At 57.5% G+C, this 24,471-nt stretch carries 23 protein-coding genes; 12 read left to right on the top strand and 11 right to left on the bottom strand.

The window, feature by feature from the left end; all coding sequences use genetic code 11:
- Together VG146_07945 and VG146_07950 are read right to left on the bottom strand one after the other, a co-directional pair.
- The coding region (locus VG146_07945; protein HEV2392279.1) for a hypothetical protein at window positions 1-668 on the bottom strand (668 nt) is incomplete at its 3' end.
- A gap of 118 nt (window positions 669-786) precedes the next feature.
- On the bottom strand, window positions 787-1,062 hold the full coding sequence (locus VG146_07950; GenBank protein ID HEV2392280.1) for a hypothetical protein: 276 nt from the start codon (window positions 1,060-1,062) through the stop codon (window positions 787-789).
- Window positions 1,063-1,227: 165 nt separating this feature from the next.
- Between VG146_07950 and VG146_07955 the strand changes: the two genes are divergently transcribed.
- Window positions 1,228-1,770, top strand: a complete 543-nt coding sequence (locus tag VG146_07955; GenBank protein ID HEV2392281.1) for a hypothetical protein — start codon at window positions 1,228-1,230, stop codon at window positions 1,768-1,770.
- 46 nt (window positions 1,771-1,816) lie between these two features.
- On the opposite strand, the gene VG146_07960 is transcribed toward VG146_07955, so the two are convergent.
- Both VG146_07960 and VG146_07965 read right to left on the bottom strand, forming a co-directional pair.
- Window positions 1,817-2,905 carry a hypothetical protein gene (locus tag VG146_07960; GenBank protein HEV2392282.1) on the bottom strand — a complete coding sequence of 363 codons (1,089 nt, stop codon included), beginning with the start codon at window positions 2,903-2,905 and terminating at the stop codon, window positions 1,817-1,819.
- A 337-nt stretch (window positions 2,906-3,242) separates the two neighbouring features.
- Entirely contained in the window at window positions 3,243-3,806 is a 564-nt protein-coding gene (locus VG146_07965) for an isoprenylcysteine carboxylmethyltransferase family protein (protein ID HEV2392283.1), read from the bottom strand.
- A 722-nt stretch (window positions 3,807-4,528) separates the two neighbouring features.
- Between VG146_07965 and VG146_07970 the strand changes: the two genes are divergently transcribed.
- The 3 genes from VG146_07970 (at window position 4,529) to VG146_07980 (ending at window position 6,179) form a co-directional block, all read left to right on the top strand.
- Window positions 4,529-5,224, top strand: a complete 696-nt coding sequence (locus tag VG146_07970; protein HEV2392284.1) for an AIM24 family protein — start codon at window positions 4,529-4,531, stop codon at window positions 5,222-5,224.
- A gap of 194 nt (window positions 5,225-5,418) precedes the next feature.
- A complete protein-coding gene (locus VG146_07975) occupies window positions 5,419-5,892 on the top strand; it encodes a hypothetical protein (protein ID HEV2392285.1) in 474 nt (157 codons plus the stop codon).
- 95 nt (window positions 5,893-5,987) lie between these two features.
- Entirely contained in the window at window positions 5,988-6,179 is a 192-nt protein-coding gene (locus tag VG146_07980; protein HEV2392286.1) for a hypothetical protein, read from the top strand.
- 13 nt (window positions 6,180-6,192) lie between these two features.
- Here the strand turns inward: VG146_07980 and VG146_07985 are convergent, their stop codons facing one another.
- Window positions 6,193-6,480, bottom strand: a complete 288-nt coding sequence (locus VG146_07985; GenBank protein HEV2392287.1) for a DUF2934 domain-containing protein — start codon at window positions 6,478-6,480, stop codon at window positions 6,193-6,195.
- A gap of 67 nt (window positions 6,481-6,547) precedes the next feature.
- On the bottom strand, window positions 6,548-6,742 hold the full coding sequence (locus VG146_07990) for a hypothetical protein (GenBank protein ID HEV2392288.1): 195 nt from the start codon (window positions 6,740-6,742) through the stop codon (window positions 6,548-6,550).
- 307 nt (window positions 6,743-7,049) lie between these two features.
- Here VG146_07990 and VG146_07995 point away from each other — a divergent pair, with 307 nt between their 5' ends.
- Window positions 7,050-8,477 (top strand): alginate lyase family protein, encoded by a 1,428-nt coding sequence (locus tag VG146_07995; GenBank protein HEV2392289.1) that lies wholly within the window; start codon window positions 7,050-7,052, stop codon window positions 8,475-8,477.
- On the opposite strand, the gene VG146_08000 is transcribed toward VG146_07995, so the two are convergent.
- The 4 genes from VG146_08000 to VG146_08015 all read right to left on the bottom strand — a co-directional run bounded on the left by VG146_08000 (window position 8,478) and on the right by VG146_08015 (window position 14,516).
- Window positions 8,478-9,545, bottom strand: coding sequence for a glycosyltransferase family 9 protein (locus tag VG146_08000; protein HEV2392290.1), 1,068 nt, complete (start codon window positions 9,543-9,545; stop codon window positions 8,478-8,480).
- A 102-nt stretch (window positions 9,546-9,647) separates the two neighbouring features.
- On the bottom strand, window positions 9,648-11,132 hold the full coding sequence (locus tag VG146_08005; protein HEV2392291.1) for an FGGY-family carbohydrate kinase: 1,485 nt from the start codon (window positions 11,130-11,132) through the stop codon (window positions 9,648-9,650).
- Window positions 11,133-11,551: 419 nt separating this feature from the next.
- A complete protein-coding gene (locus tag VG146_08010) occupies window positions 11,552-13,627 on the bottom strand; it encodes a M13 family metallopeptidase (protein HEV2392292.1) in 2,076 nt (691 codons plus the stop codon).
- A gap of 484 nt (window positions 13,628-14,111) precedes the next feature.
- A complete protein-coding gene (locus VG146_08015) occupies window positions 14,112-14,516 on the bottom strand; it encodes a septal ring lytic transglycosylase RlpA family protein (GenBank protein HEV2392293.1) in 405 nt (134 codons plus the stop codon).
- A gap of 118 nt (window positions 14,517-14,634) precedes the next feature.
- Between VG146_08015 and VG146_08020 the strand changes: the two genes are divergently transcribed.
- From VG146_08020 to VG146_08050, 7 genes are all read left to right on the top strand, one after another.
- Window positions 14,635-15,936, top strand: coding sequence for a glycosyltransferase (locus VG146_08020; GenBank protein ID HEV2392294.1), 1,302 nt, complete (start codon window positions 14,635-14,637; stop codon window positions 15,934-15,936).
- Between the two features lie 30 nt (window positions 15,937-15,966).
- Complete coding sequence (locus tag VG146_08025) at window positions 15,967-16,596, top strand: class I SAM-dependent methyltransferase (GenBank protein HEV2392295.1); 630 nt, start codon at window positions 15,967-15,969, stop codon at window positions 16,594-16,596.
- Window positions 16,597-16,727: 131 nt separating this feature from the next.
- Window positions 16,728-18,212 carry an O-antigen ligase family protein gene (locus tag VG146_08030; GenBank protein ID HEV2392296.1) on the top strand — a complete coding sequence of 495 codons (1,485 nt, stop codon included), beginning with the start codon at window positions 16,728-16,730 and terminating at the stop codon, window positions 18,210-18,212.
- Window positions 18,191-19,438, top strand: a complete 1,248-nt coding sequence (locus tag VG146_08035) for a glycosyltransferase family 4 protein (protein HEV2392297.1) — start codon at window positions 18,191-18,193, stop codon at window positions 19,436-19,438. Before VG146_08030 ends, VG146_08035 begins: the two co-directional genes overlap by 22 nt.
- Entirely contained in the window at window positions 19,426-20,367 is a 942-nt protein-coding gene (locus VG146_08040; protein ID HEV2392298.1) for a DUF2334 domain-containing protein, read from the top strand. Before VG146_08035 ends, VG146_08040 begins: the two co-directional genes overlap by 13 nt.
- Before the next feature lie 278 nt (window positions 20,368-20,645).
- A complete protein-coding gene (locus tag VG146_08045; protein HEV2392299.1) occupies window positions 20,646-21,512 on the top strand; it encodes a hypothetical protein in 867 nt (288 codons plus the stop codon).
- A gap of 474 nt (window positions 21,513-21,986) precedes the next feature.
- Window positions 21,987-23,669, top strand: a complete 1,683-nt coding sequence (locus tag VG146_08050) for a 30S ribosomal protein S1 (protein ID HEV2392300.1) — start codon at window positions 21,987-21,989, stop codon at window positions 23,667-23,669.
- A gap of 24 nt (window positions 23,670-23,693) precedes the next feature.
- Here the strand turns inward: VG146_08050 and infC are convergent, their stop codons facing one another.
- Entirely contained in the window at window positions 23,694-24,359 is a 666-nt protein-coding gene (gene infC / locus VG146_08055; GenBank protein HEV2392301.1) for a translation initiation factor IF-3, read from the bottom strand.
- Window positions 24,360-24,471 lie beyond the last annotated feature (112 nt).

Here is a 24,471-nt window from a genome sequence, read left to right on the forward strand (position 1 = left end):
TGCACGATATTTAGGAAGGGCAATCCCGAATCCAGGGACGTTTGGCGGATCAGTGCCAGGTTTAGAAAATAATCCGGCGAATCTCCTTTGGCAGTGAGCTGGTAGTGATCATAGCTGATCAACCCCGGTTTTACGATGTCAAGATATTGACGCAGGTGCGCCTGGTAGGCCGCAACTTTGTCCCCCGAATTCCCCAGTTGTTGGTTGCTCGCATACGTCGGGAACAGGTTGATATACGCCAGGTGGGCAGGGTCTTCTTTCCGAAGATAGGCAACCAATTTCCCCAGCGCCGGAAAGTTTGTTGCGTTCGGCTCGTCGGTGATGAAATACGAGTAAAGCGCAGGATGCCCCCTAACCCGCTTGATCAACGCATCCAACTGCTCCCTTTGGGCAGGGTTGTCCAACGATGTCGGTGCGAGCAAACCATCCTGAAGTTGCGCTCTCAGGCCATAGCGAGCCGCCACATCCAGTTCATTTTCTCGACACCAAACTAGATTCCAGCCGCCTTGGGTCATCTGCTGCGCCGTTTTGTCTGTCATGGCAGGACCGGCCCAGTATGTCACAATTGGGGTCCCGAGTTGCCATTGTTTTGCAGGCTCACCGCCCTGGCTGAGACTTGAAGTGGAGGCCAAGCACACGAGGGCGCGCGCCATGACTTTGGCATTCATGGTCCAAAAGGGGCAAAAACTCACTGGAGCTATTGCTTTTGAAAATGCCGCGTTTATCTGCTGAAAGGGAGACTTGGCAGTGAAGGCGAACCACATCGGTTTCATTCGTCTTTTTGGATTATGGCAGCAACCCGTCGTAAATCCGCTCCTCGTCCAGCGAAATGGTCAGGTGGTCCTGGTCGAGGTTCAAGTAAGCCTCGGCTCCCGTTTCCGTGTTCCGAAACCAGTAATCGATGCCGACACCACTGTCAGGTCCATCCAATACCTGCCAGTCTTCTGGCCTGCTTCTGGTCACGGCAGCCAACACATCCAGGGATGAGGGTAAATGCTTGCCCATGACCGGCAGGATGCGCTGCTCGGCGACTTGTTTCAAGCTCGCCTGCGGAAAAATCATCAGCGAGCGGGTAGGAAAACCGTCGTTTTTCCAGAGATGGGCGGCGGAGGTGTTGGCGCATTTCGCACAACACGCGGCACGTCAAAAAAATGCCGCACCTCAAATTGCTGCTCTCCCTTCATAAACTTGTTGCCTATCAGTTGGTGCGTGACATATTCCCATAGTATGAAGCCCTCACTGAACACACCACAAAAGCAAACTGATGGCGGCGCAAAAGTGAAGACATTGAATGAAAGCTTTATGGACGCAACCGCGTCGGAAGCAAGACGAGGCTTGGTAGCCCTCCACCCCACGATCATTCAGCCCAATATGGTGATTTACCGGTTTGCGGACAGCAATAAGCCTGAACTTTACTTCACAGGCAAGTGGTGGGTTGGTTACAGCCCTTTTGAGGCATTGAAGCAACATGCCCAACGCCGCAACCAGACGCTGAGTGCCGCAGCTCGCCACTGCTTAGCTATTGATTTCGAGTGGAGCAAGTTGGATGTATTGCATAAAGTCATTTTGAAGAAGCCAGTCTCCGCATGGGCTGGCACACCGCTAACCCAAAGAGTTCGCAAGGGGAACTTTTCCCGACCTGACAGGCGCTGGGAACCTGACCGAGAGGTGACTCAGCTCTTTATCCCTGGTCTGGACCAAGCGGACCCAAACAATCCGCACCAAAAAATCTGGCAGGCCGTCTTTCAAAGTCAAATTCGCCTGGGTTAGGCCGCCGCAGGACGTGAACCCGGGCCTGCCCTCGCAAACCGGCCACTCAAGGCACCGGATATTCCTCCATTATCTGACCGTCTTGACCCGTCCGCCACGCCTTCTGCAACTGCCAACGCCTGCCTTTGGATGCGCGGGTTACTGTGTAATGGTAGATGGACGAATCGCCCATTTTTTGCGCATCCAGGGTTACAGAGTCGAGATGGGCGTCATGTTGGAAATGAAAAGCGGTTGTCCCGCCGCCGTCATTTTTTGACCAACCGGGCAACCGCCCTTTTTGCTTCAATCTCTTTAAGAAATCCGCCGCTGAGCTTGCCCATGATTTTGCCTCTGACTGAATATGTTTAGGAGCAAGGGGCCAATCGCTGGCGCGTTTGAGGTACATTGTCCGCCTGGGGAAATCTAAAGTGACAAGATTTTGGGCCAAAACGCGGAGTCCAATTCCATTGAGCTTCAGGCGTGAATCATTGGCATTCAGTCTCTCGTCAAGCCCATGCAATTCAAGGTCGTGATAAGTTTCTTCGCCCAGCACGCCATCGGGAGCACGAGTTTCACCATGTGCTAGCGAAATCGCTTGATTGGTCCATTGCTGGAACAATCTTTTCACCAGCCAACCGCCGTAGTTGCACCCGGTATCAATGAGCGAACTTGGACCTTTTGCGTGGGCAAGGTTCCCGGCGACAGAAAAACATCCGTCTCCAATGTCGGTCAAAGGAAACGGCTGGCCCCAATCTGTTTTCTTCGCACGCTCATCGTCGAGAAAACGCATTTTACCCCTGTTGAAATCCAGTTGGATGCAATAATGTTCCAGCACGTCCATGCCGAGAATCCCCATGATAGGACGGCCTTCGGTAGGACAAAGCTGCTTGCAATCACAGGCCCCGACGTTGGTGCCGGTCATCATCAGCAGAGCGTTTCGGACATAGAGCTTCGGCGCGGCATAAATCTCCGTTTTAATGCCAACGCCGAAATTCCAGACCGTTACGGCGCCGAGACGTTTTCCTAACTTTGCCTCCAACGATTTGTCGAAGGTAGTAATGGGGCAACCCGTGTCCACCACGAATGGCAACTTTTCGTCACTCTCCAACCGCACCATCACAATTAACCAGTCTCCACGACCAGCATCTTTGTTCATAGTCACATCGGCTGGAAGGCATGAACGAATCGGCCTCTCTGTTGCGCAAGAACAGAGCACCAGCAGCAGAAATACGCCCAATGTGCGGCACGTCAGGATTATTCTCATGGATTTTGTGGGCGACGCCACCACGCTTCTGCGCTGAGAAGCGCCCGCGATGGCCGCCTCTGGAGCGGCTGCCTTTCTGCCATGTGATTTGGCCATGATCTGTTGCAGGACGGTCTTGAGACGCCCGCCTTGTGGAGGTTATTGCCGGGCTGCAAAATCTTCCAGAAACTTAATCTGGCGCGGTGTCTCGACCGCTGACTTTTCCCCGGCGCGAACCCGGCTTATGTCCTCAAAGAACAAATGGAACCAGAGCCTTTGTGCGGGCCTTGTATTCGGAATACCCAGGGAGACGTTTTGTCAGCAGAGCTTCCTCCTGCCGCAGTTTAATCCACGAAGCACAAAAGCAGATGAAGAAGGCGACAAAGCCGCTCACTCTGCCCCCAAGAATGGCGGTTCCCAGGACCATCAACAGCAACCCTGAATAAATGGGGTGGCGCACAACACGATATGGCCCGCGTTGAATCAGTTCGTGGTCCACCTTCAGAGCCACCCGCGCACTCCAGTTGCCTCCCAGTACGGCGCGTGCCCAGACGGCAATGACCAGGCCAGCCAGGACGATGGCGTCGGCGAGGATGCCTATCCAGAAGGTATGGGGAAGGACCACCCGGGCAAAATTAACTTCGCGAACCCCTCGTTTCAGAAGCACGGCGACAACGACGGCGAGAAAAAGGTAAAGCAACCGACCGGGCAAGGGCTGTCGCTCCTTGGTCGGTTTGACCGACAGCGCCGAAATCACCCAGATGAAGACGATGACGACCCAGCAGAGGACAACAAATCTGGTGGTTGCTTCCATACCCGAATCAAATCTGAAGCCGGTTGAACATATTCATTTTACTCCCGCCTGGGCGGCGGCTTCGGGGTCGATTTGCTTGAGCGCGTTGGTTGCGGCCTTTCTCGCGTCCTGATTTCCCTCGCTCAGCAACTCAATGAGCGGAGCCACCGCAGGTTTGCCATTGTTGCCAAATTCTCCTAAAGGGGTTTGCCCTGATAAACCGGCTCGCGCAGGCGCACTACCTGCCACATAATCATGCCAAGGATGGCAACGAGCAGAACGGCGAGCGCGATTTGGACCCGCTTTCGCATGGCGACAGTATACGGGAGTGAAAACGTAATTCGAGCAAGTTGCGGCTCTTGGTCAGCATGTTCAACTGTCAAATGTTGAGAGTTGCGGTGGCGCCGCCGGACCGGGTGCGGCGCCTCTGGTCGGCCCCTTGGCTCGAGGGCGGCGCTGGCTGTGGTGGTCGATTTGGTCGTGGAACTCGCATACAGCCTGCTTTCGCGAGCATGGCTTTGGAGGCGCTGGCCAAGCCAAGGACAAGGGTGACGGCATTTCAACCAGGCAATGACTCCAACGGAGTCGCCGCGATACGCCGGGACAGCGGAATGGACAACAGAAGCGGGCCAAGGACGGCTTTTAGTTGTGTTCCATCCGGGGGTGCATTCGTATAGACTTGACCCATCACTGGTGTTGAGGTTGAGATTAATAAGACTCCAAACATTAACCGATTCAAAATTATGGCTGTCCCGACCCAATTACCCACGTCCGCCCAAAACGAAACCTTCGGCGGTGTCACCTATCACATCGAAGGCGAACTTGTGCCCGCGCTGCATTTGGAATTGAGCAGCACCGGAGTTTATTTCGAGCACCACATCCTGCTCTGGAAAGACCCGGCTGTGCAGATTGAACTGCACCCAATGAAAGGCGGATTTAAACGGATGCTGGCGGGAATGCCGTTCCTGCTCACCGGTGCCAAAGGTCCGGGCCGCATCGCCTTCAGCCGCGACGGCGTGGGACACGTGTTTGCATTGCACCTCAAATCCGGCATGGGAATGGACGTGCGGGAACATCAATGGCTCGCCGCGACGAACAACGTGGACTATACCTTCACGCGGGTGAAAGGCGCTGCGAACATCTTGCTGGGTGGGACGGGCTTTTTTATCGACACCTTTTCGTGCCCGGCGCAGGAAGGCATTCTTTGGGTGCATGGCTACGGCAACGTGTTCGAAGTGACACTGGCTCCCGGCGAAGCGATTGACATCGAGCCAGGCGGCTGGATTTACAAGGACCGCAGCGTGCAAATGCAGACGATGTTTCAGAGACTTTCCACGGGGCTGTTCGCCAGCGCGGGCCAGATTTGCTGGAATCGCTTCACCGGACCGGGAAAAATCGCCCTGCAAACTATGTATGTCCACATGGCAGGCGGCGAGTAATTGATTCCAGTCGAGCATGACGGCCAAGGAAAAAGCTCAGAAGTTAACTCTCCTGCTCGCGGCTGAAGGTAAGATATTTGAAAATGACGCCGCGCTTGACAAAAATCACAACTCTCTGGCATGACCGGATTGTCCGTCGGGGCTTGGTATTCCAGCAGATGGTCACTGAAGTTTTCAGCCCTATGAGATGCGCCATGAAGAATATCGCCAGCCTGTTTCTACTGTTTGCTTTCGCTTCGGTCGGGATTGGAGCCAACAACGCACCCCAAAGTCAGGAGGAGGACATTCGCGAGGCGGTATTCCGATGGCAGTTCGACCATAACGTTTCGGGTCAGCAGAACAAGGCCAAGGGTTACTTCCTGACGGTTGGCGAGAAGAGCGGCGACCCGTCGGACAAGTTCATCAAGCGATTCGCCCACAACAAACCGCCGGTTCGCAAGAGGTCTGAGTGCAGTGCGGACCCAGGGAGAGGTGTTTTGGATAAGAAGACGGGAGAGCGGGGTCTGATTTTTTTCGTCACGAGCATCAAGTGGAATTCGGACACGGAGGTTGAGGTGAAGGGTGGTTACTATGAGGCAGGAATGAGCGCCTCTGGAAACACTTACGCCCTCAAGAAGGAGAAAGGCAAATGGAAGGTAACCAATGACACCCTGGATGAGATTTCGTGAGGCTAACGAAGCCGGTCCAACGAACCGCCGCTCAACGTTTCATCCCTCCGGTTCTTCAAAGCAAAGTACCGGCGGGCGCACGATTGAGCGCGGGCATGAAACCCCAGAGAATTCAGCGGGTCGGCCCAGGCAAAGGGGCGCGGGGCTGGCCGTGGTGGTCGATTTCCCGGCGCAGCGGGCAACACGTCAATCAGGGCCAATCGGTCCACTGGGCACCAAGTCCCAACGGTAACCTTCAGGCTCTGGCTGCGGTGGTGTGGCTGATTTTGAGGGCTGGTCCCTACTAAAGGTGAGCCGGGATCAGAACTTGCGCACCTGCTGGGCCGTGGCTGAGTTTGGCCGACTCGGCCCCAATTGCCCGTTGGCGGCTTTGCGAACGGCTTTACTGTCCGATGCCACTGGTGATATAGGCGTAGCGGGCGCGGCGGAGGCAGCCTTGGCGGCAGCAGCGCGAAGCTGCCCTTCCGCATCCAACCAAAACTGTAAATCCCGGCCTGCGGGGCGGCCTGCTTTTTCCCACATCTGGTAAGCCACCACACTAATTTCTGATTCCTTAACTTTGACTGACTGTTCAATTGTATTTTTCATAATCATTCCATCGATATTAAATGACGGTTCAACTGCGTTTTTCGTCGATTCCGCCAATCTCGACGACTCACTCGTTGATTCCCCAGTGAAAGGAGGGGCGGAAATGAAGTATTGCCTCCATGACCGGCGTGAGGGCTGAAGCACGGACTTGAATCGCTTCCAAGATGGAAGCCGAGTCCAGTTCTGCTACTACGGCCCCTGACGCCTTCGCCCCATCGGACACCAGTCCCGATTCGGCCGAAGAGGGAATTAAAGCGTCCATAAGCTTATTTTGTTGAAATCCGGCAGCGAGTCAAGAAGTATTTATTTCGCCGACCCGCTTGGTTGAGCGGCCCTTGTTCCCAGAAACGTTGCCTGGAGTGATTTGTGGCTTGGCGCGGGTGTTTCCATCATGCCGAGGGTAATCGGTTAGTGACGGCGGGCGCTGCCGCCTAAAGGCGGCGTTCCGCGCGTCCGGAACGCCGGCTTCAGCCGGCAGCCCCGTAGTCACTGAGGGGATACTGCCGAGGCTAGTTGCCTGATTGACTTTCGCCACAAGCAGGGGCAGTTTGCGTTTCAGATTGGGACCTATGAACGGCCTTTGGCAAGCGCCGCCCGGCAAAGCCCTCGAACCGGCCACGAGGACAACCTCCAATTTCGTATCTGCATCCGGCAAAAGGAACGGCCCTGCATGTAGGTTTTTCGACCGTCCTCTGGGATTCAGCCTGGTGGAACTGCTGGTGGTGCTTGCGATTACCCTGCAGGTGCAGGGTGCCTCCAACGCTCAGTTGGCCAGAACCGTGGCCCAAATCGATCAAGCCAGAGTCTTTAAACTGGCAGGGCAGGCGCTCGAACTGAAGGCACCGACCATCACGGCCTACTTTGCCACGAATAGTGAAGGTGGTCCGCACGATTTTTATTCGCAAAGCGACTATTTTTGGCCCAATCCGACCAACAGCAACGGCCTGCCCTACATCGGGCGGGACGGAGAAACCAACCCTGACAACTTCGATTATCATCGCATGGCGATGCGCGACATGAAAGATGCGGTGGCTGCCCTTGCGGCAGCTTATGCGCTTAACGGCGACCAGAGCTATGTTGCCAAAGCCGCAGAATTACTCAGGGCATTCTTTCTCGACGAGAAAACGAAGATGAACCCAAACCTCAATTATGCCCAGGCGGTATTGGGCAAGTGGCCCGGCACGAGTTGGGGGGTGATCGACACCCTCCACTTGGCTGAGGTGCCGGTGGCAGTTGGCTTTCTTGAAAAAGCTTCCAATTTCCCTCTGGCGCTCGATAGGGGCCTTAAAAAGTGGTTCGCCGATTACCTCGACTGGATGACGACCTCCACCAACGGTGTCAAGGAGATGAACGCAGCAAACAACCACAGCATCGCTTATTTTGTCCAGGCGGCCAGCTTCGCCCGTTTCACCGGCAATGCCAAATTGCTGAATTTTTCGCGAAACCGTTTTAAAGAGGTCCTTTTGCCAAAGCAGATGGCCGAGGATGGCAGCTTTCCACTGGAACTGCGGCGCACCAAACCATACGGTTACTCGATTTTCCAAGCGGACAATGTTGCGACCCTTTGCGTCCTGCTCTCAACGCCCCGGGAGGATATGTGGCGGTTGGGTTTGCGCGATGGTCGCTCGCCCGAGCTGGCGATAGATTTCATCTATCCATACCTGGCTGACAAAAGCAAATGGGTGAGGGACGGACGCGCCAAAGACGTTATGCATTGGGACAACTGGCCGATGCGCCAGCCTTGCCTGCTCTTCGCATATGCGGCGTTCGGCGATCCAAAATACTTCGCATTGTGGAAAAGGTTGGATGCCGACCCCACCGATCTCGAAATTCGGCGCAATGTCGCCATCACCCAGCCTTTGCTCTGGATAGCGGCGCCGGAGGACATTCCTTTGCTCAACCGGAACCACTCGGAGGTAATCGGAGGTAATCGGAACCAATCGGAGGCAAAACGCCCCTTTCATAAACCGAATCTCAGTGCCACGGCCCACGGATGATTACCCCAGAACCCGGGCCACGGCCTCATAGACCGCCTCAACGCGCACGGAAGCCATGCAGCGAATCAATTCCTCACGCCTGCCTTGGATGCCTCTGCCGTCGTAGCGATAGTACTGGAGGTTTCTGCCCGCAATCGCCGGGTTGGGCACCAGGGTGAACGGATTTCCGTAGGGCAGGTTGGTTTTATTTAGCGTTGGGGCTTCAATGACCAGTTGATTGGGCGCTTTGACGGCGGCGGCGAGGTGCATCAGGGCCGTATCGACGCTCAGGAAAGCGGTGCACCGCTTCACCAGGGCCGCTGCCTGGCGCAGCGTTTGGCTGCGCACTCGAACCGCTGCCGAGGGCCCGAGGGCCGCCTGGATTTGTCGCTGGTCGGCTTCTTCTTGCGGACCGCCGAAGAGCAGCACAGCCACATCAGGCCGGGTTCGATGCAATAGTTTGAGCAGTTCGATATAATGGTCTAGCGGCCAACGCTTGAGCGCCAGGTTCTTGGTCCCGCCCGACCCGGTGTGGACCCCCAGCCGGGGCTTGCCTTCCAGTTGGTGCTGGGCAAGGAATTGTTCGGCCCAGTCGTGTTCGGCGGGGGATAAAAAAATCTCAAGCTCGTGTTGGGGCAGCATCGGCTTTTTGCCTAACAACGAGAGCAGGTCGAGGTTGTTCTCGACTGAATGTTTTGAGTAGGCGTGGGGCAGGAACCGGTTTATCAGGAGGCGATCCAGCAGGCGGGAATTATCATAGAGATGGCTGAGCCTGTGCGGCGCGCCGACGACGCGGGCGATGACACGGTAGTGAATGCGGCTCTGCGGATGGGTGTTTATGGAGAGGTCGTATTGAGACCCGCGCAGCGGGCGCAGGAACCGCCAGGCCGCCAGTTTGCTTTCTTCGAGCAGATTGTGCTGACAGATGGATGTCAGGTGCGGATTGCCCTGCAGGACATCCTTCGAGCCGGCCCACAGCACCAGCGCGTCAATTCGCGCCTCGGGATAATGGGCGCGCAGTTCATGCATCAGCGGTGTGGCCAGTATCGTGTCGCCGATGCCGGCCAGCGAAATGACCAGTATCTTCATTTGATTCGAGGCTCTTGGCGCGGAAAGCCGGCAACCGCCCGCCGCGCCCGGCAGGTATAGCAACAAGGAGTCTGAAACGGAAACCCATTTACCAACCAGGCCTTATGCCGGGGTCTCGGCGGCCGCGGCAGTTGGGTCCAAACCAATGAACCGGTCGAAGGCGATGTCCCAGACACTGGCGTGCGGCGCGATGGTTTCCAGCTTGAAGGAACGCCGGATGATCTCGCGGCCTCGCTCGAGCGAGGGCAGGTGTTTCAAGGCCAGCGCCTGGAATATAACGTTGCCCATCGCGACGGAATCCGGTGCGGCAATGGCAACCGGGACCTGGAGGGAATTGGCGATAAAGTGATGGAGCAGACTATTGGTCTGGCCGCCCATGATGTAGAGCCGGGTGATTTCAGCCCCGGTGAGGTACTCGATTTCCTGAAACATTTTGCGGTATAGCAGCGCCAGGCTCTCCAGGATGCAACGGAAGATTGGGCCGGGCTTTCGGGGCACCGTTTGATTGGTTTCCTTGCAGAAGGCCTGTATCTTTAGCGGCATATCCCCTGGCTCGGCGAACCTCGGGTCCATCGGATCGATCAATGATTCAAACGGCGGGGCGGAGCTTGCCAAATGTCCCAGTAAATCCCAGTCCAGCGCCAGATCGCGAGCTTCCCAAAAGCGCTGGCACTCTTCGAGGAGCCACAGCCCGACGGCGCGTTTGTGGAAAGAGAAAGTCCCTGCGGGCCCCGGCTCATTGGTAAAGCCCATTTCGCGGCTGGCGTCATTGATCATCGGCTGGGTCAATTGAGTTCCCATCACCGTCCAGGAGCCAGGCCAGATGAATCCCCACCTCTCTTGGCCGGCTATCGGCAACCCGGCCAATGCGGAGGTAATCTCGTGCGAACAGGAGGCCACCACCCGGGCTTCGAGCAGGCGCGTCTCTTTGGCAATATCAAGCCGCAGTCGCCCAAGTTCAGTACCCGGTTCCACCAGGGGCGGCAGCAGCTTTCGCGGCAAGCCCACCGCCTCAGCCAGCATGTCCGACCAGCCGGCAGTGGTTGGGTTGTAAAGCTGGGTCGTGCTGGCCAACGAATGTTCCACCACGTGCGCCCCCGACAACATGAAGTTCAAGCCGTCGGCAATCGGCAAGAGATGGGCCGCATGCTTGAGGCGCTTGGAGCTTTCAGCCGCCAACTGCAGCAAGGTGTTGCATGGCCGGCGTTGGATGCCGGTCTCCGCATATAAAGTTTCCCAGGGCATTTTGGCCAGCGCTTTGCCCGCCGCGGCGCGCTGACGCGAGTCGCTTGGATGATAAACCGGTGTGATTAATGAACCCTCCGGGTCAAAGAGCAGATAATCGCCGCCCCAGGATGTGCAACTGACTCCATCGACGGGCTCGTCGTACAGGCCTGTCGCGCGCAGCCCTTCGATGATTTCGTGATAGAGTTGGGGAACGTTCCACTGAAGGGAATCCTTATCCTGTAAAGGCTCATTAGGAAACTTGCGGACCTCGCTGATGGTCAGTTCCTCCTTGTGGAGGGTGCCCAGGAGAATCCGACCGCTTTGTTCGCCCAGCTCGCAAGAAACGTAGTAACGGCTCATAAACACCTCCGCCTGATGCAACTGTTATGCCCTTCTTCCGCTTAACTCGCTCTCCACCCGGCTGAAATCGACCCAAACCCTCAATTCTCAAGCTCTGCGCTGCTTTTGTCCCTCGTGAGCGGCCTGCATTATGCCAACAAGACGACAAAACGGCCTGCCAGGCCCTCTAGCTATGCTCCATTTCGGTACAGCGGGATATAGGGTTTTGACAGGGTTAAAGCAGAAAGCTGAAAGCTGAAAGCAGAAATCGGGAAGAAGTTTGGGCATTTTCATAACCATCTCATCTCCCTTCGTCGGAGACTTTGTCGGAAACTTTGTCAAGGCCCAACCTCGCTGAACCTCAAAAGCTACCACTCGGCTCAAGAGCTCTCGGATATCGTACAGCCGACGTGGCGTCGGCTGCTACGGACCAGGATGTCCTACCAGATTTTGGCGCGCAGACTGGGGGCGCGCCACATGGGAGAGCCGGGCTGGACGCCGAAGGCGCGATAGAAGGCATCCAGATTGACCAGCGGTCCAATGGCGCGGAATTGGCCCGGGCTATGCGGATCGATGGTGATCAGGCGGCGCTGTTCGGCATCCCGGCAATTGGTGCGCCAAATCTGTGCCCACGAAACAAAGAACCGCTGCTCGGGCGTAAGGCCATCGATTGTTTTGCGTTTGGCAGGGTTTTTGGCGAGAACGCGTTCGAGAGCCTCGAATGCAATGCTGGCGCCGCCCAGGTCGGCAATGTTTTCGCCGAGCGTCAACTTCCCATTCACGTGCAGTCCGGGGAGGGGCTCGTAAGCGTTGAATTGCTCGACTACCTTTTGCGCGCGGGCTTCGAAGGCCTTGGCGTCGGCTTCGGTCCACCAATCCTTTAGATTGCCATCCGCGTCGTATTTGCGCCCCTGGTCATCGTAACCATGGGTCATCTCGTGGCCGATGACGGCCCCAATGCCGCCGTAATTGACTGCGTCATCCATTTGCACATCGAAAAACGGGGGTTGAAGGATTCCGGCTGGAAAGACGATTTCGTTCAAAGGCGGGCTGAAGTAGGCATTCACGGTCTCTGGGGTCATGTGCCACTCGGTCCGGTCCACCGGTCCGCCGACGCGGCGGAACTCGCGGTCGGTCTCGAATTGGTCAGCCCTCTGGACGTTGCCCAGGAAATCCTCGGGACGAACCGCCACGGAGGAATAATCGCGGAACCTGTCCGGATGTCCAATCTTGCTGGTGAACCGATCGAATTTAGCAAGGGCCTTGGCGCGGGTGGCCTCGGTCATCCAGTCGGCTTTTTGCAATCGGTCCCGGAAGACTCCCTTGAGATTATCGACCAGTTCGATCATGCGGGCGCGCGCTGCGGGCGGGAAGTATTTCTCAACGAAAAGCTGGCCGAGGGCCTCGCCGATTTCACTGTCAATGACGTGAGCGGCGCGTTGCCAGCGGGGTTCCTGCTCCTGCTGCTCCCGCAGCACCTTGCCGTAAAAAGCGAACGACTCCTCCTCCGCTGCGGCGTGCAAATAAGGCGCCATCGAGCGCAAGAGGTGCCAGCGCAAATAAACCTTCCAGTCATCAAGCGGGCGTTCCTTGACCAGCTTGTAGAAGGCCTGGAAAAATTCCGGCTGCCTGATAATGACTTCCTTCAAATTGGGCAGACCGGCGGCAGCGAGGTAGGTGGCAATGGGGGCGTCCGGGTAATCGCGCTGGATGTCGGCGACGGCGAATTTATGATAATTGGAGATGGGGTCGCGCAGGTCGGCGCGCGCTTTGCTGGCAGTGGCCAGCCGGGTTTCCAAATCCAGCACGGTGGCCGCGTGGGTCTGCGCCGCCTCGGGTTTTTCGCCCAGGAGCTGCAGCATTTTGCCAATGTGAACCCGATAGGCCTCCCGTGCTTTGGCAAATCTTTCGGTGAGGTAATAATCGCGGTCCGGCAGGCCAAGGCCGCCCTGGCCGAGGTAAAAGGCATATACCGCGCTGTTCTTGGCGTCCGGCGAGGCCGACCGCCCGAACCCGGCGCTAATGCCCCGCCCCTGGAAATTGGCCAGCAAACGAAGCAGGTCCGGAATGCCGGCCATCTCCTCGATGCGTAGGAGGTCCGGTTGCAGCGGACTAAAGCCGAGTTGCTCCAGGCGGTTGGTATCCATCGCCGAGCGGAAAAAATCCGCCACCTTTTGCGCCGGTGAATTCGCATCGTTAGCCCCTGCGCAGGTGGAATCCAGAATCTGATGGATAAGGAACCAATTGCGCTCCTGCAGTTCCGCAAAGGAGCCCCAACGCGATTTATCCGCCGGGACCGGATTGTTTTTGATCCAGTCGCCGTCAGCGTACCGATAGAAATCGGCGCCCGGGGCCACGGCGGCATCCATGTACTCCACGGAAAAGCGGGGGACTTTTGGCGCCGCTGTATCGGCGGTCTGGGCCGAAACAGGTTGGACGCCGAAGAGAAGGCCTGAAAGAAGCGTCCCTGTGGGTGCGGTTACCGGCAGGCAAATGAATCGATTTAATTGCTTCATGGATGTTTTCCCAGCCCGGCGCCCTCCTCTCACGCAGTTTCGCCTCGAGTTCAATGGACCCAGCCAAGGGCTATAGCATTGGCGGGCCTGGCCTTGGGGTCAAGCTCGGAAAGGTGGTAACGCCTCAGTGACTACGGGGCTGCCGGCTGAAGCCGGCGTTCCGGACGCGCGGAACGCCGCCTTTAGGCGGCAGCGCCCGCCGTCACTAACCGATTACGAAAGGTGAGTGGCCAGGTTGGCCAGGTTACCGCGGGGCGCATGACAGAGTCGAAGCAACGAGCCGCCATTCCTGAGTGTAGGAGACGACGTAAGGAGTCTCTGATCGGCAACTTCCGGGTGAGCCAAAGGCGGCCAGCCGACAATCTTGATCAGAGACTCCTTACATCGTCTCCTACAAAGGTTTGGAACTGACCTTGTCATTGGCCCTGAGGTAACCGCGAATGCACGCCAATGAACGCGAATTGGCCTCCATTCGCGGTTCGTATCACCGAACCGGACGAATTTTGACCGGTACCAACCCATTTCGAGTTGGGGCGACCTTTTTAAAGGCCGCGTGGCTCAGGTCGATAATCCGGCCTTGGCGCACCAGCTCGTAGGCCGGGCCGCGGTCCGTGATGGTCACCATGACTGTTTTGAGCGCGCGGTCCGGCGAGCGAGCGGTCACTTCCACCTTGGTCCCCAGCGGGTAAAACCACGAGGCGGCGGTGAGCTTATCGGGATTAAACCTCTTGCCGTTCGCCATCAGTTTGCCCCGATGCTCCTCGCCATACCAGGAAGCGACACCTTTACCCGGCCGCTCATCGGCTCGGACCAGAGCCAACCCGGCAGCGAATACAAAGCCGGCTACCCAAAAGGTCTTCATCGGAATCGATGTTTCGGCATTGAGCATAGCCGATTCATAAAAAATGCTTAGAGGGGTGTTTAACCCATCTTTTTAAGGTCTTCGCCTACTTCATTTAAGGCCCCCGCGGGTCCTACGATTCAAAGCGGTTGGCGGATTTTTGCAAATGACACGAACAGACCATGCCGATTCAGCCTGGGTATCGCTGGGCATTTTTGCCTGGAACGAGGAACGGGCCGTAGCGGATTTGCTCGAATCGCTTTTCCGCCAGACGCTTTTTCGCAACGCCCGCGAACGCGGTCTGCGATGTGAGGTGCTTTGCCTGGCCAACGGGTGCACCGATCGGACCGCGGCGGTTGCGGCCAGCGTCTTTGCGAAACAATCGGCCACCCACCCGGAAGCGGGGGCTTTTAGCGCCCGAGTGGAAACGATTGCGCAACGGGGAAAGATTAATGCCTGGAATCAATTCGTCCATCAGCTCTCATCCAGGGACGCTCGTTTCCTTTTCCTGATGGATGCCGACATCCTTCTTCAGCGCCCGGAGACGCTCTGGAACATGGCGCGCGCCCTGGAACAACATGCTGAGGCAAGCATTGCCGTGGACCGCCCTTGCAAAGACATCTCGTTTAAGCCGCGCAAAACGCTCTTCGAGCGCCTCTCGCTGGCTGCCTCCCGGATGACCCTCTCGGCTGACGCCCAGTTATGCGCCCAGCTTTACTGTATTCGCTCCGAAACGGCCCGAAACATCTACTTGCCCAAGGACCTCGCCGCGTGCGACGACGGTTTTATCAAGGCGCTGGTGTGCACGGATTTCCTCGAGGATGAGATTCGACCGGAGCGGATTTGCCTGGCGCCCGAAGCCGAGCACACGTTCGAGGCCTACACCTCTCCGGCCGCTATCTTGAAGAACCAGAAGAGGCAGGTGATTGGGCAAACAATCGTTCACATCCTGGTGGACCAGTGCTTGCCGGCCCTAACGCCCGCCCAGCGCCGGCAAATGGGCGAGGTGATCCGCAACAAGGAAACAACGGACCCGGCCTGGCTAAAGCGCCTGATTGCCGGGCACCTGGCTCGGCAGAAATACTGTTGGCGCCTTTATCCGGGTTTGTTCGGCCAGCGGTTCCGCAAGTTGAAAAAGCTCGGACTGATTTCGCGGATGTTTTGTTTGCCGGCCGCCGCGCTGGGCTCGGGCGCCACGCTGCTGGCTAGTTTCCTGGCCTATCGCTCCTTGAAGGCGGGTGGCACCGATTACTGGCCCAAAGCGCCCCGGCGGGGATTCGCGCAGGGCAATGGCCAAGAGGTTCCGACCGCGATGGGGTTGCTGGCAGGACCGTGGGATGGACTACACACAGAGGGATCCCTCTTCCCTTCGGAAGTGGAGAGGGAGAAGCATCGGCAGATTAAAGATGTAGTTCATGTTAGGGACTCCTCAATAGGGGCGGTGGCCTCCGCGAAGTTAGACCGCTGAAATCAACGCCGGCGAGAAAGTGAATTAATTATGCACGGAACTGTTCCTCAAAAAATTGGACGGGTATTTACCAACTTGCTGCTGCACCCGCAGTATATCTCGCGGTGCCTCTCGCACAATCTATCCAAAGAAAAGACGCCGCTGGACCTCGAGATTCCCTGGTTCTCCTATGCCGCTATCGATTTCCTCGAAACATTCCTCGAACCGCACATGTCAGTTTGCGAATACGGCTCCGGCGGTTCGACGATGTTTTTCGCGCGCCGGGTCAAGAGCGTGTTCTCGATTGAGGATAATCCGAAGTGGTTCGAGTTGGTATCCCGGCGGTTGAGGGAAAAATCCATTCACAACGCGCAGCTTAACCTGTATCCGTTCGATTTCAAAAACCCCGGCGGCTTCGAGCATTCGAGCTATTTGCACGCCATCCCGGAAGAGCGGTTTGATGTGGTTGTCATTGACGGCAGCGAGGAGTGGACCCAAGTCAGGCCCATCTGCTTTGAAAAGGCCGAAGGCAGGGTGAAACACGGGGGAATCATTGTGGTGGACGATTCCTGGCGCTACCCTGGCCTGCGGGAGAAAAACCAGGCGCGCAGTTGCCAGGTTTTTGAGAGCGTCGGCCCCTGCCGTCCCGGTGTCACCAGCACCGATGTCTTCTTCTATTAACGAGTCTGGCGAAGATTGCCGTGGAGGACCCCTAACATGAACTACATCTTTAATCTGCCGATGGGGCCGTGGCATAGACTACAGAGAGGGACTCCTCTCCCCTTCGGAAGGGGAGAGGGAGAAGCGTGTTTATGGACGTGAAGTCTCTATTCGGGCTGACCGTCGTGCCCGCCTCGATTCTGGGCGGCATCCTGGCAGCGACGGTTTCCAAGCGCATTCGGGACCTCTTTTTCATTCTATTGCTGGCGCTCTCTCCTCTCATCGAGCGGTTGGACGTCAACTTCGTCAGCCGGGAATGGTATCGGGGCACCTCGCGCGGATTCGAGGTGTCGGTGTTGGATGTGCTGGCCATCAGCCTGCTGGTCAGTTCCTTTCTGGTCCCGCGGCGCGGGGAATCGCGGGCCTATTGGCCGCCGAGTTTTGGGCTGATGCTGCTGCTTTTTGTGTACGCGGCTGCCAACGTCGCGATGTCCTCTCCAATGCTTTTTGGCCTTTTCGAGTTGTTCAGGATGTTTCGCGGGTTGCTGCTGGTGCTGGCGGTCGCATTTTATTTAAGAAACGAGCGCGAGCTGCGCATGTTCGTTTTCGCCCTGTCGATCCTGATCTGTTATGAGGGCCTGCTGGCTCTCAAGCAACGCTATCTCGGCGGCATTCATAGGGTGCCCGGCACGGTCGATGAATCCAACAGTCTCTCTGTCCTTTTGTGCAGCACCACCCCGGTCATGGTCGCGGCGCTGACCTCGCGTCTGCCTAAGATGCTGAAGCTGTTATGCGCGCTGGCGATTCCTCTGGCGCTTGTCGCCGAGGTCATGACGATTTCGCGCGCGGGTGTCACGATTATGGCCCTGGTTTTGTTTGGCGCGACGATCACGACGGTCTCTTTTAAAATCACCCCCCGCTCGATTGCCATCTCCCTGGTTGTGGTTTTGGGAGTAACAGGCATCGCCGCCAAATCCTGGAAAACGCTCAAGGAACGTTTTGGCGAATCCACCCTCAAGCAGGAGTACGGCAATAAGGAGAACATGGGCCGGGGTTACTACATCCGTGTGGCCAAGGCGATAGCGCGCGAGCAATTTTTTGGGGTCGGCTTGAATAATTGGTCCTACTGGGTCAGCAATAAGTACGGGCCCAAGCTGGGTTACCGGTTCGTGCATTACAAAGGGGTGGACCGCGAGCCCAGCGATCAGGTGCCCCCGGACAGCAACGTAGATGAAGCCCAGGCCGCCCCAGCCCATAACCTCGGCGCGCTGACCGTGGGCGAGTTGGGCATTCCCGGTTTTCTGCTCTTTACGCTGGCCTGGTTGCGCTGGTTCCAAATGGGGGGGAGCTTCCTCCTCCATCGCGACCCCGACCCGATGCGCCGCATCGGCGTGGGCATTTTCTTCGGCTGCTGCGGCATGTTCCTCCAATGCCTCACCGAATGGGTTTTCAGACACCTCCCGCTCTATTACACCTTCCATGTCATGCTCGGGGTGTTGATGAGCCTCTACTTTATCAAGCGCCAGGCCGCAAAACAGCCTGTTCCACCCCAACCTGATGCCTATCCGGCGGTGGTCTCGCCGCCGGCCTTCCAGCCCCTCCCCACACCAAATCCATGCGCGTCGCCCATTTATTGAGGAAGCTCGACCCGGCGGAATGGAGCGGGACGGAAATGGCCATTCAGCGATTGCTGGATGGCCTGCGGGATCAGGGTGTGGCGCCGGTTGTGTTTTGTCCGCGTCTCCAACGCGAGTCCAACGGCGACCCCTTGGCGCATTCCGGAGTCTCCGTGCAGCGGTTCAAGGCATTTGTTCCCGTTCTTGGACTTTCGCCGGAGCGCAAACGCCAGCTTGTGGCCGTAGGCGGCAATTTAATGTCCTTTGAACTCATCTCGTCTTTATGGCGACAGGAAGAGCTTTCTATCGTCCATACGCATACCCTGGGCCGGATAGGCGGCATCGGGCTGACGATCGCCAAACAACGGCGCCTGCCTTTCGTCGTCACCGTGCATGGCGGCGTGCTGGATTTGCCGGAAAAGATCAAACGCAGTTTCAACGCGCCCATCGAGCAAGGCTGGGAATGGGGGAAACTCTTTGGATTTTTGTTTCAATCACACCGGCTGTTCCGGGATGCGGGCGCCATTCTGACCTGCAACCAACGAGAGGCGGCGCTGCTCCAGGCCCAATTCCCCTCGAAACATATCGTGGTGCAGCCTCACGGAATTCCCTTTGAGATTTATCAGCGCGACCAGCGGCGGGCCGCTCGAGACGCTTTCCCCGAGGTTCAGGGCCGTCAGGTATTGCTTTGTTTAGGGCGTATCGACCCGATCAAAAACCAGGTATGGCTTCTCGAACAAGCAGGGGCTTTCTGCAAAAGGCATCCGCGCGCGCTGCTTGTTCTGGCCGGCCCTTGCACGGACGAGCCTTATGGGAACCTTGTCCATACCACGATCCGCAAGCTCGGATTCGAGCAGCGCGTGCTCTTGACCGGCGGGTTTCCGCCCGACGACCCGCGGTTGGTCGGCTTGCTCCAGGTTGCGGACCTGCTCTTGTTGCCTTCTCTTTCGGAGACATTCGGGTTGGTCATCCTGGAGGCCTGGGCTGCCGGCACACCCGTTCTGGCCGCAAGGGCCTCGGGCCCTGCCTCCCTGGTCAAGCAGGGCGAGAACGGCTGGCTCTTCGATCTGGACAATCCGCAGGGCTTTCATGAAGCCCTCGATTCCGCGCTCAAGAACCCGGAAATGGCGCGCCAAACAGCCAAACGAGGGGCGGTGCTGGCTGCAAAACACAGCACCACCGCCCTGGCCGGAAAAATGAAAGTGCTCTACGAGCTTCTCTTGGAGGAAAAGCAATGCGCTACGTAATCTTCCGCGATGATGATACCAACGCCCTGACGCCCGTGGATTGTTTGGAACGCCTCTACCGGCCATTCCTGGATTCGGGCCTGCCAGTCAACCTTGCCACCATCCCCGAAGTCAGCATGGATGCCGCGATGGCCGATGGCAGCCCCGAAGGCTTCTTGCCCAGGGCCGCCCCATCGGCTGCTCAGGGTGGCAAAAACCAGACCGCCTCCAGCCAATCCCAAGGCTCGCAGGCCACCGCTGGCGCCGCCGATAGACAGGAAAGCCCCGCTCCAGCGCAGGGGGCCGGTCAAAGCGATTCCTCGACGGACCGGCGAGTGCCGCTCGCCTCGAATCAAAGGCTCGTTTCCTATTTGCGCGCAAACTCCGGATACCATATTGCCCAACACGGCTGTCATCACGAGTACCTTGAATTTGATAGGCTGGACTTGTCCGGAATTTCCCAACGATTGAAGCGCGGGACCGAACGGCTCATCGAGGCGGGCTTTGCGCGCCCGCAAACCTTTGTGGCGCCTTATGACCGGCTTTCCCGGCCAGCGTTGCAGCAAGTGGCCCGGCGCTTCCGCGTGCTGTCAACCGGCTGGTTTGAACTTAGCCGCTTGCCCTACTCCTGGTGGCCACAATATGCGGTTAAGAAACTTTCGCATTCGCCTCATTGGCGTGTTGGAAACACCCTGCTGCTGACGCATCCAGGCTGTTTGCTCTCCTGCCAGCGCAGCTTTAGCACGATGCTGGGGGGTATCATTCATTTTCTGGAGAATCAACAACTCACCGTGCTCGTCACCCATTGGTGGGAGTACTTCCGCAACGGCAAGCCGGACGAGGACTTTATTGGTTTCTTGCATGAGACCGGCAACTTCGTCGCCACTCATCCGCAACTCAAAGCGCTTTCCTTTGATGACCTGGTGAACGGGAATGTTCCGCTGAATTGAACCTTCCGGAGGGACGAGCCCCCGCGACTCCCCATTTTTTGCCCAAAAACCGCCCGAGTTCGCCATGCCAGGAAAATCCTGGGGCGCGTTGCGTCGCAAGCGGCACATGCTCTGCTCCTTAGGCTCGACGAATGCGCAGCGCACAAAATCCGCCAGGATTCCTGGGAGTGAAGAGGTCCGGCCCCCTCGAACAGTCTCAGCCATGTCCTGTTCCGGTACGAATTGAAGTCGCTCCCTGGGCCCCGGACAGCCCGTTACTTTAACCAACATCAACCGACATGCAAATCAAGGAACAACTATACCGCAGCAATGGCGCCCCTCATGGCGCCGCCTCCAATGCAGCCGTGATGCAAGCACCTGGCTTGCGCCTCATAGAACAGTTGCAACGAGACAACGAACCGGCGCCGGTGGCGGCACCCGATTTTGACGAACTGCTCCGGGCAAACATGGATGAGTTGCTCGACAAAACCCGGGCCCACCAGAAAACCTGGCGATTGGGCCAGGAGAAACAATGGCATCTGGACCTTGGGTCCGGGGAATTGGTGTGGAGCTTTCCGGAAGTGACAGCGTGGGCGCCGGCGCAGGTTATAGGATTTTTCGACTCGCAAACGGGCATCTGGAAGTGGGCCTGGGCGGATGCGTCGCTGCCCGAGCATCTAAAAGAGGATGCGTTGCGCGTCCGGCAATACGGCGAGCAATATGGGTTCGAGCGCCTGGTGGTTGCCGAATGGGACGCCCAGGAAACCGATGGGTGGTATATGGCCGCGCTGGCGTGCTGGTTATGCGGGGCGCAGGGGGCCTATCGGCGCGAAGGGGGCAACGGTTGGATGTTTATGACATTCGGCCCGGTGGACCTGAGGGCCACCGGGGAGTGCGCCGACGAACGCTTCGGCCCGCTGGCCGAGCAGGCCGCCGCCGATTTCAAGGCTTGCGCCGGCAGCCTCGAAGAAATCCGCCGGGCCTGTTGCCGCTATTTCAAACGCGGCGCCGATATCGGATTGGCCCAGGACGAACTCATCCAGCGCCTGGGCCTGGCTGCCCCGTCGGTCCTGGACATGGCCGGCTTCTCTCCCGACGCTGCCGAACAGGTGATGCATTTAATCGGACGGATTTCCAACGAGGAGATCGAAAGCTGCGAGATTTGAAGAACTCTCAGTCCATCTCCTCGACCTGTCCGTAGCAGCCGACGGCTGCTACTATCTGATGAGAACGAGGATGAGGGCATCCGGGTCCATTTTCAAAACACGCACTCCCGGGCACACAGGCAGTAATCGGTTAGTGACGGCGGGCGCTGCCGCCTAAAGGCGGCGTTCCGCGCGTCCGGAACGCCGGCTTCAGCCGGCAGCCCCGTAGTCACTGAGGCATTACCACAGGCACACAGGCACACAAATTGTGCTTGCGCGGGGTTGGGATTAGCTTATCTTTACGCTGCCTGGACGCCGTGTGTGCGGCAGTTCAAAAAGGCTGAGAAAGAACAGTTAACAAAAGAACCTAACCTTCAACCTCTGTTGCCCGAGCAACGTTTGGTCCGTTAGGCAATGGAGAGCGGAAAGCGCTGCGCTGACCAAGTCTCCCCAAAGGTTCTTCGGAAGGAAGTCCGGTCGGTTTACAAATTAATTATGCTCACGATGGAAGAGGCCATGAGGCAAACGGGCAGTTTGCCCTTTGCGGCTGGTAATATCGTCAAAGGTCATATCATCGAGGTCCGCCCCAAAGAGGTGCTGGTGGATATCGGTTACAAAAGCGAGGGGGTCATTTCCGCCAACGAGTTTGATGACATCAAATCGGTCAAGGTAGGCGATGAGGTGGATGTATTAATCGAGAAACTCGAAGACAAAGAGGGCATGGTAGTGCTCTCGAAGGAAAAGGCGGAGTTCAAAAAGAATTGGGAACGGATTCTGACCATCTGCAATGAGGGGGGAACGATTGCGGGCAAGGTCAAAGCGATTGTGAAGGGAGGGTTGCTGGTCAACATCGGGGTTGAGGCATTTCTGCCGGCATCGCAAATCGATATCATGACGCCCAAAAACCTGGCGCAGTATGTGGGCAATACTTACGATTTCAAAGTCGTCAAGATCAACCAGGAACGGCAGAACATTGTCCTGTCGCGGCGCGAACTCATCGAGCAGGAACGGCTCGAACGGCGCCAAAAGCTCCTGACCGAGATGACCCCGGGCGATATTCGCAAGGGAACGGTGAAGAACATTACGGATTTCGGGGCGTTTATTGATTTGAACGGCATCGATGGGCTGCTGCACATCACCGACATGAGCTGGGGGCGCATCGGGCATCCTTCCGAACTGCTCAAGGTAGGCCAGGACATTGATGTCGTGGTCCTGGACATCAATCGGGAAAAGGAGCGGGTCAGCCTGGGGTTGAAACAGAAGCTGGCCAATCCCTGGGATTCAATCGAGCAGAAGTATCCCGTCGGGGCGCGAGTCAAAGGGAAGGTGGTCAATCTGGTGCCTTACGGGGCGTTTGTTGAACTGGAGCCTGGGGTCGAGGGGTTGGTGCATGTGACGGAGCTGTCCTGGACCAAGCGAGTGGCCAAACCATCGGATATGCTCAAACAGGACCAGGAACTCGAGGCGGTGGTGCTGGGCATCAACCGCGAAGAGCAAAAGATTTCGCTCGGGTTGCGCCAACTCGAAGCCAATCCGTGGGACAAAGCCCACGAGAAATACCCGCCCGGCACCCGGGTCAAAGGCAAGATTCGCAACCTGACCAGCTACGGCGCCTTTATCGAATTGGAAGAGGGCCTGGATGGGATGATTCATGTGTCGGACATCTCCTGGACGCGCAAGATCAACCACCCCTCCGAGGTGCTGAAGAAGGGCGACGAAGTTGAGGCGGTGGTGTTGGAGGTGGATAAGGCCAACCAACGGATTGCCGTGGGGCTCAAGCAGGTGACGCAAGACCCTTGGGAGAATATCGACCAGCTTTACAAGGTGGGCGACCTGGTAACGGGGAAGGTGACCAAGCTGGCCAGCTTCGGCGCGTTCATTGGGTTGCAGCATGAGATCGACGGGCTGGTGCACATCTCGCAGATCAGCGAAGACCGCGTTGAAAAGATTAAGAATGTGCTTAAGGTGGGCCAGGAAGTAACGGCGCGCGTAATCAAGATAGATAAAAGCGACCGGCGCATCGGGCTGTCCGTCAAAGCCGCCAACTATTCGACCGAGCAGCTCAAGGCGGAGCAGGCGGTTCTGGATGCGCTCAAGCCAGGCGAGGACCTGGTCGCCCTCCAGCACGCCTTCGATGCCGCCGATGAGGCCAAGCAGGAAGAAACCAAGGAGGGGTGAGACCCTCCCTTCCACGGAATTGAATTACTCGGGAGCGGGTCCAGGCGCGGAGGCGGCTGCGCCGTGGTCTTCGGTTTTGTCGCTCGAGCCGCCGGAGGGCGAAGGGCCCGGGGTGTGGCGTTCCAGTGGAACTGGGCGCCGCTTGCTGCGCGGGACAGGGCTGAGGGTGACGTTGAGGTCGCGATCGCCCAGCATCTTGGGCGGGGAATCCGCGTGGCCATAATCGGCGATGTCTTTGACGAACTGGTTGACGACTTCAAAGCCGATTTCTTTATGGGCCTTTTGACGTCCACGGAAGCGCAGTTTAACGCGCACTTTCATGTCGTCGGACAGAAACTTGATCGCGTGATTTCGTTTGGTAGCCAGGTCGTGAGGGTCAATTGCGGGAGAAATCTGGATTTCCTTCATGCGCCCTGCAGGCTGGCGGGAATGGGACTCCTTTTTTGACTCTTCGTAGAGGAATTTCCCATAATTGACGATGCGACACACGGGGGGAACGGCGCTGGCAGCCACCTCGACCAGGTCCAGTCCCTTATCGTAAGCCAGGCGCAGAGCCGCATTGAGCGGCATCACACCCAGTTGTTGTTTCTGGTCGCCGATGACTCGGACCTCGCGAGCGCGGATTTTGCCGTTGCGCCGGTGCAGCGGTTCGCGGGAATGAAAAGAGCGGGGAGAGAACGGGCGGCTCAATGAGCCTCCACTGGGCTGAATTGTTTCATCAGGCAGGTATAGAATTCAAGATAATCAATAACGCTCCAATCTCGCATGTGGCCGCCAAAGGGCAAGGCGTAACCGCGAATAA

Source organism: Verrucomicrobiia bacterium, from assembly GCA_035946615.1.
Taxonomy (GTDB): Bacteria; Verrucomicrobiota; Verrucomicrobiia; order Limisphaerales; family UBA8199; genus DASYZB01.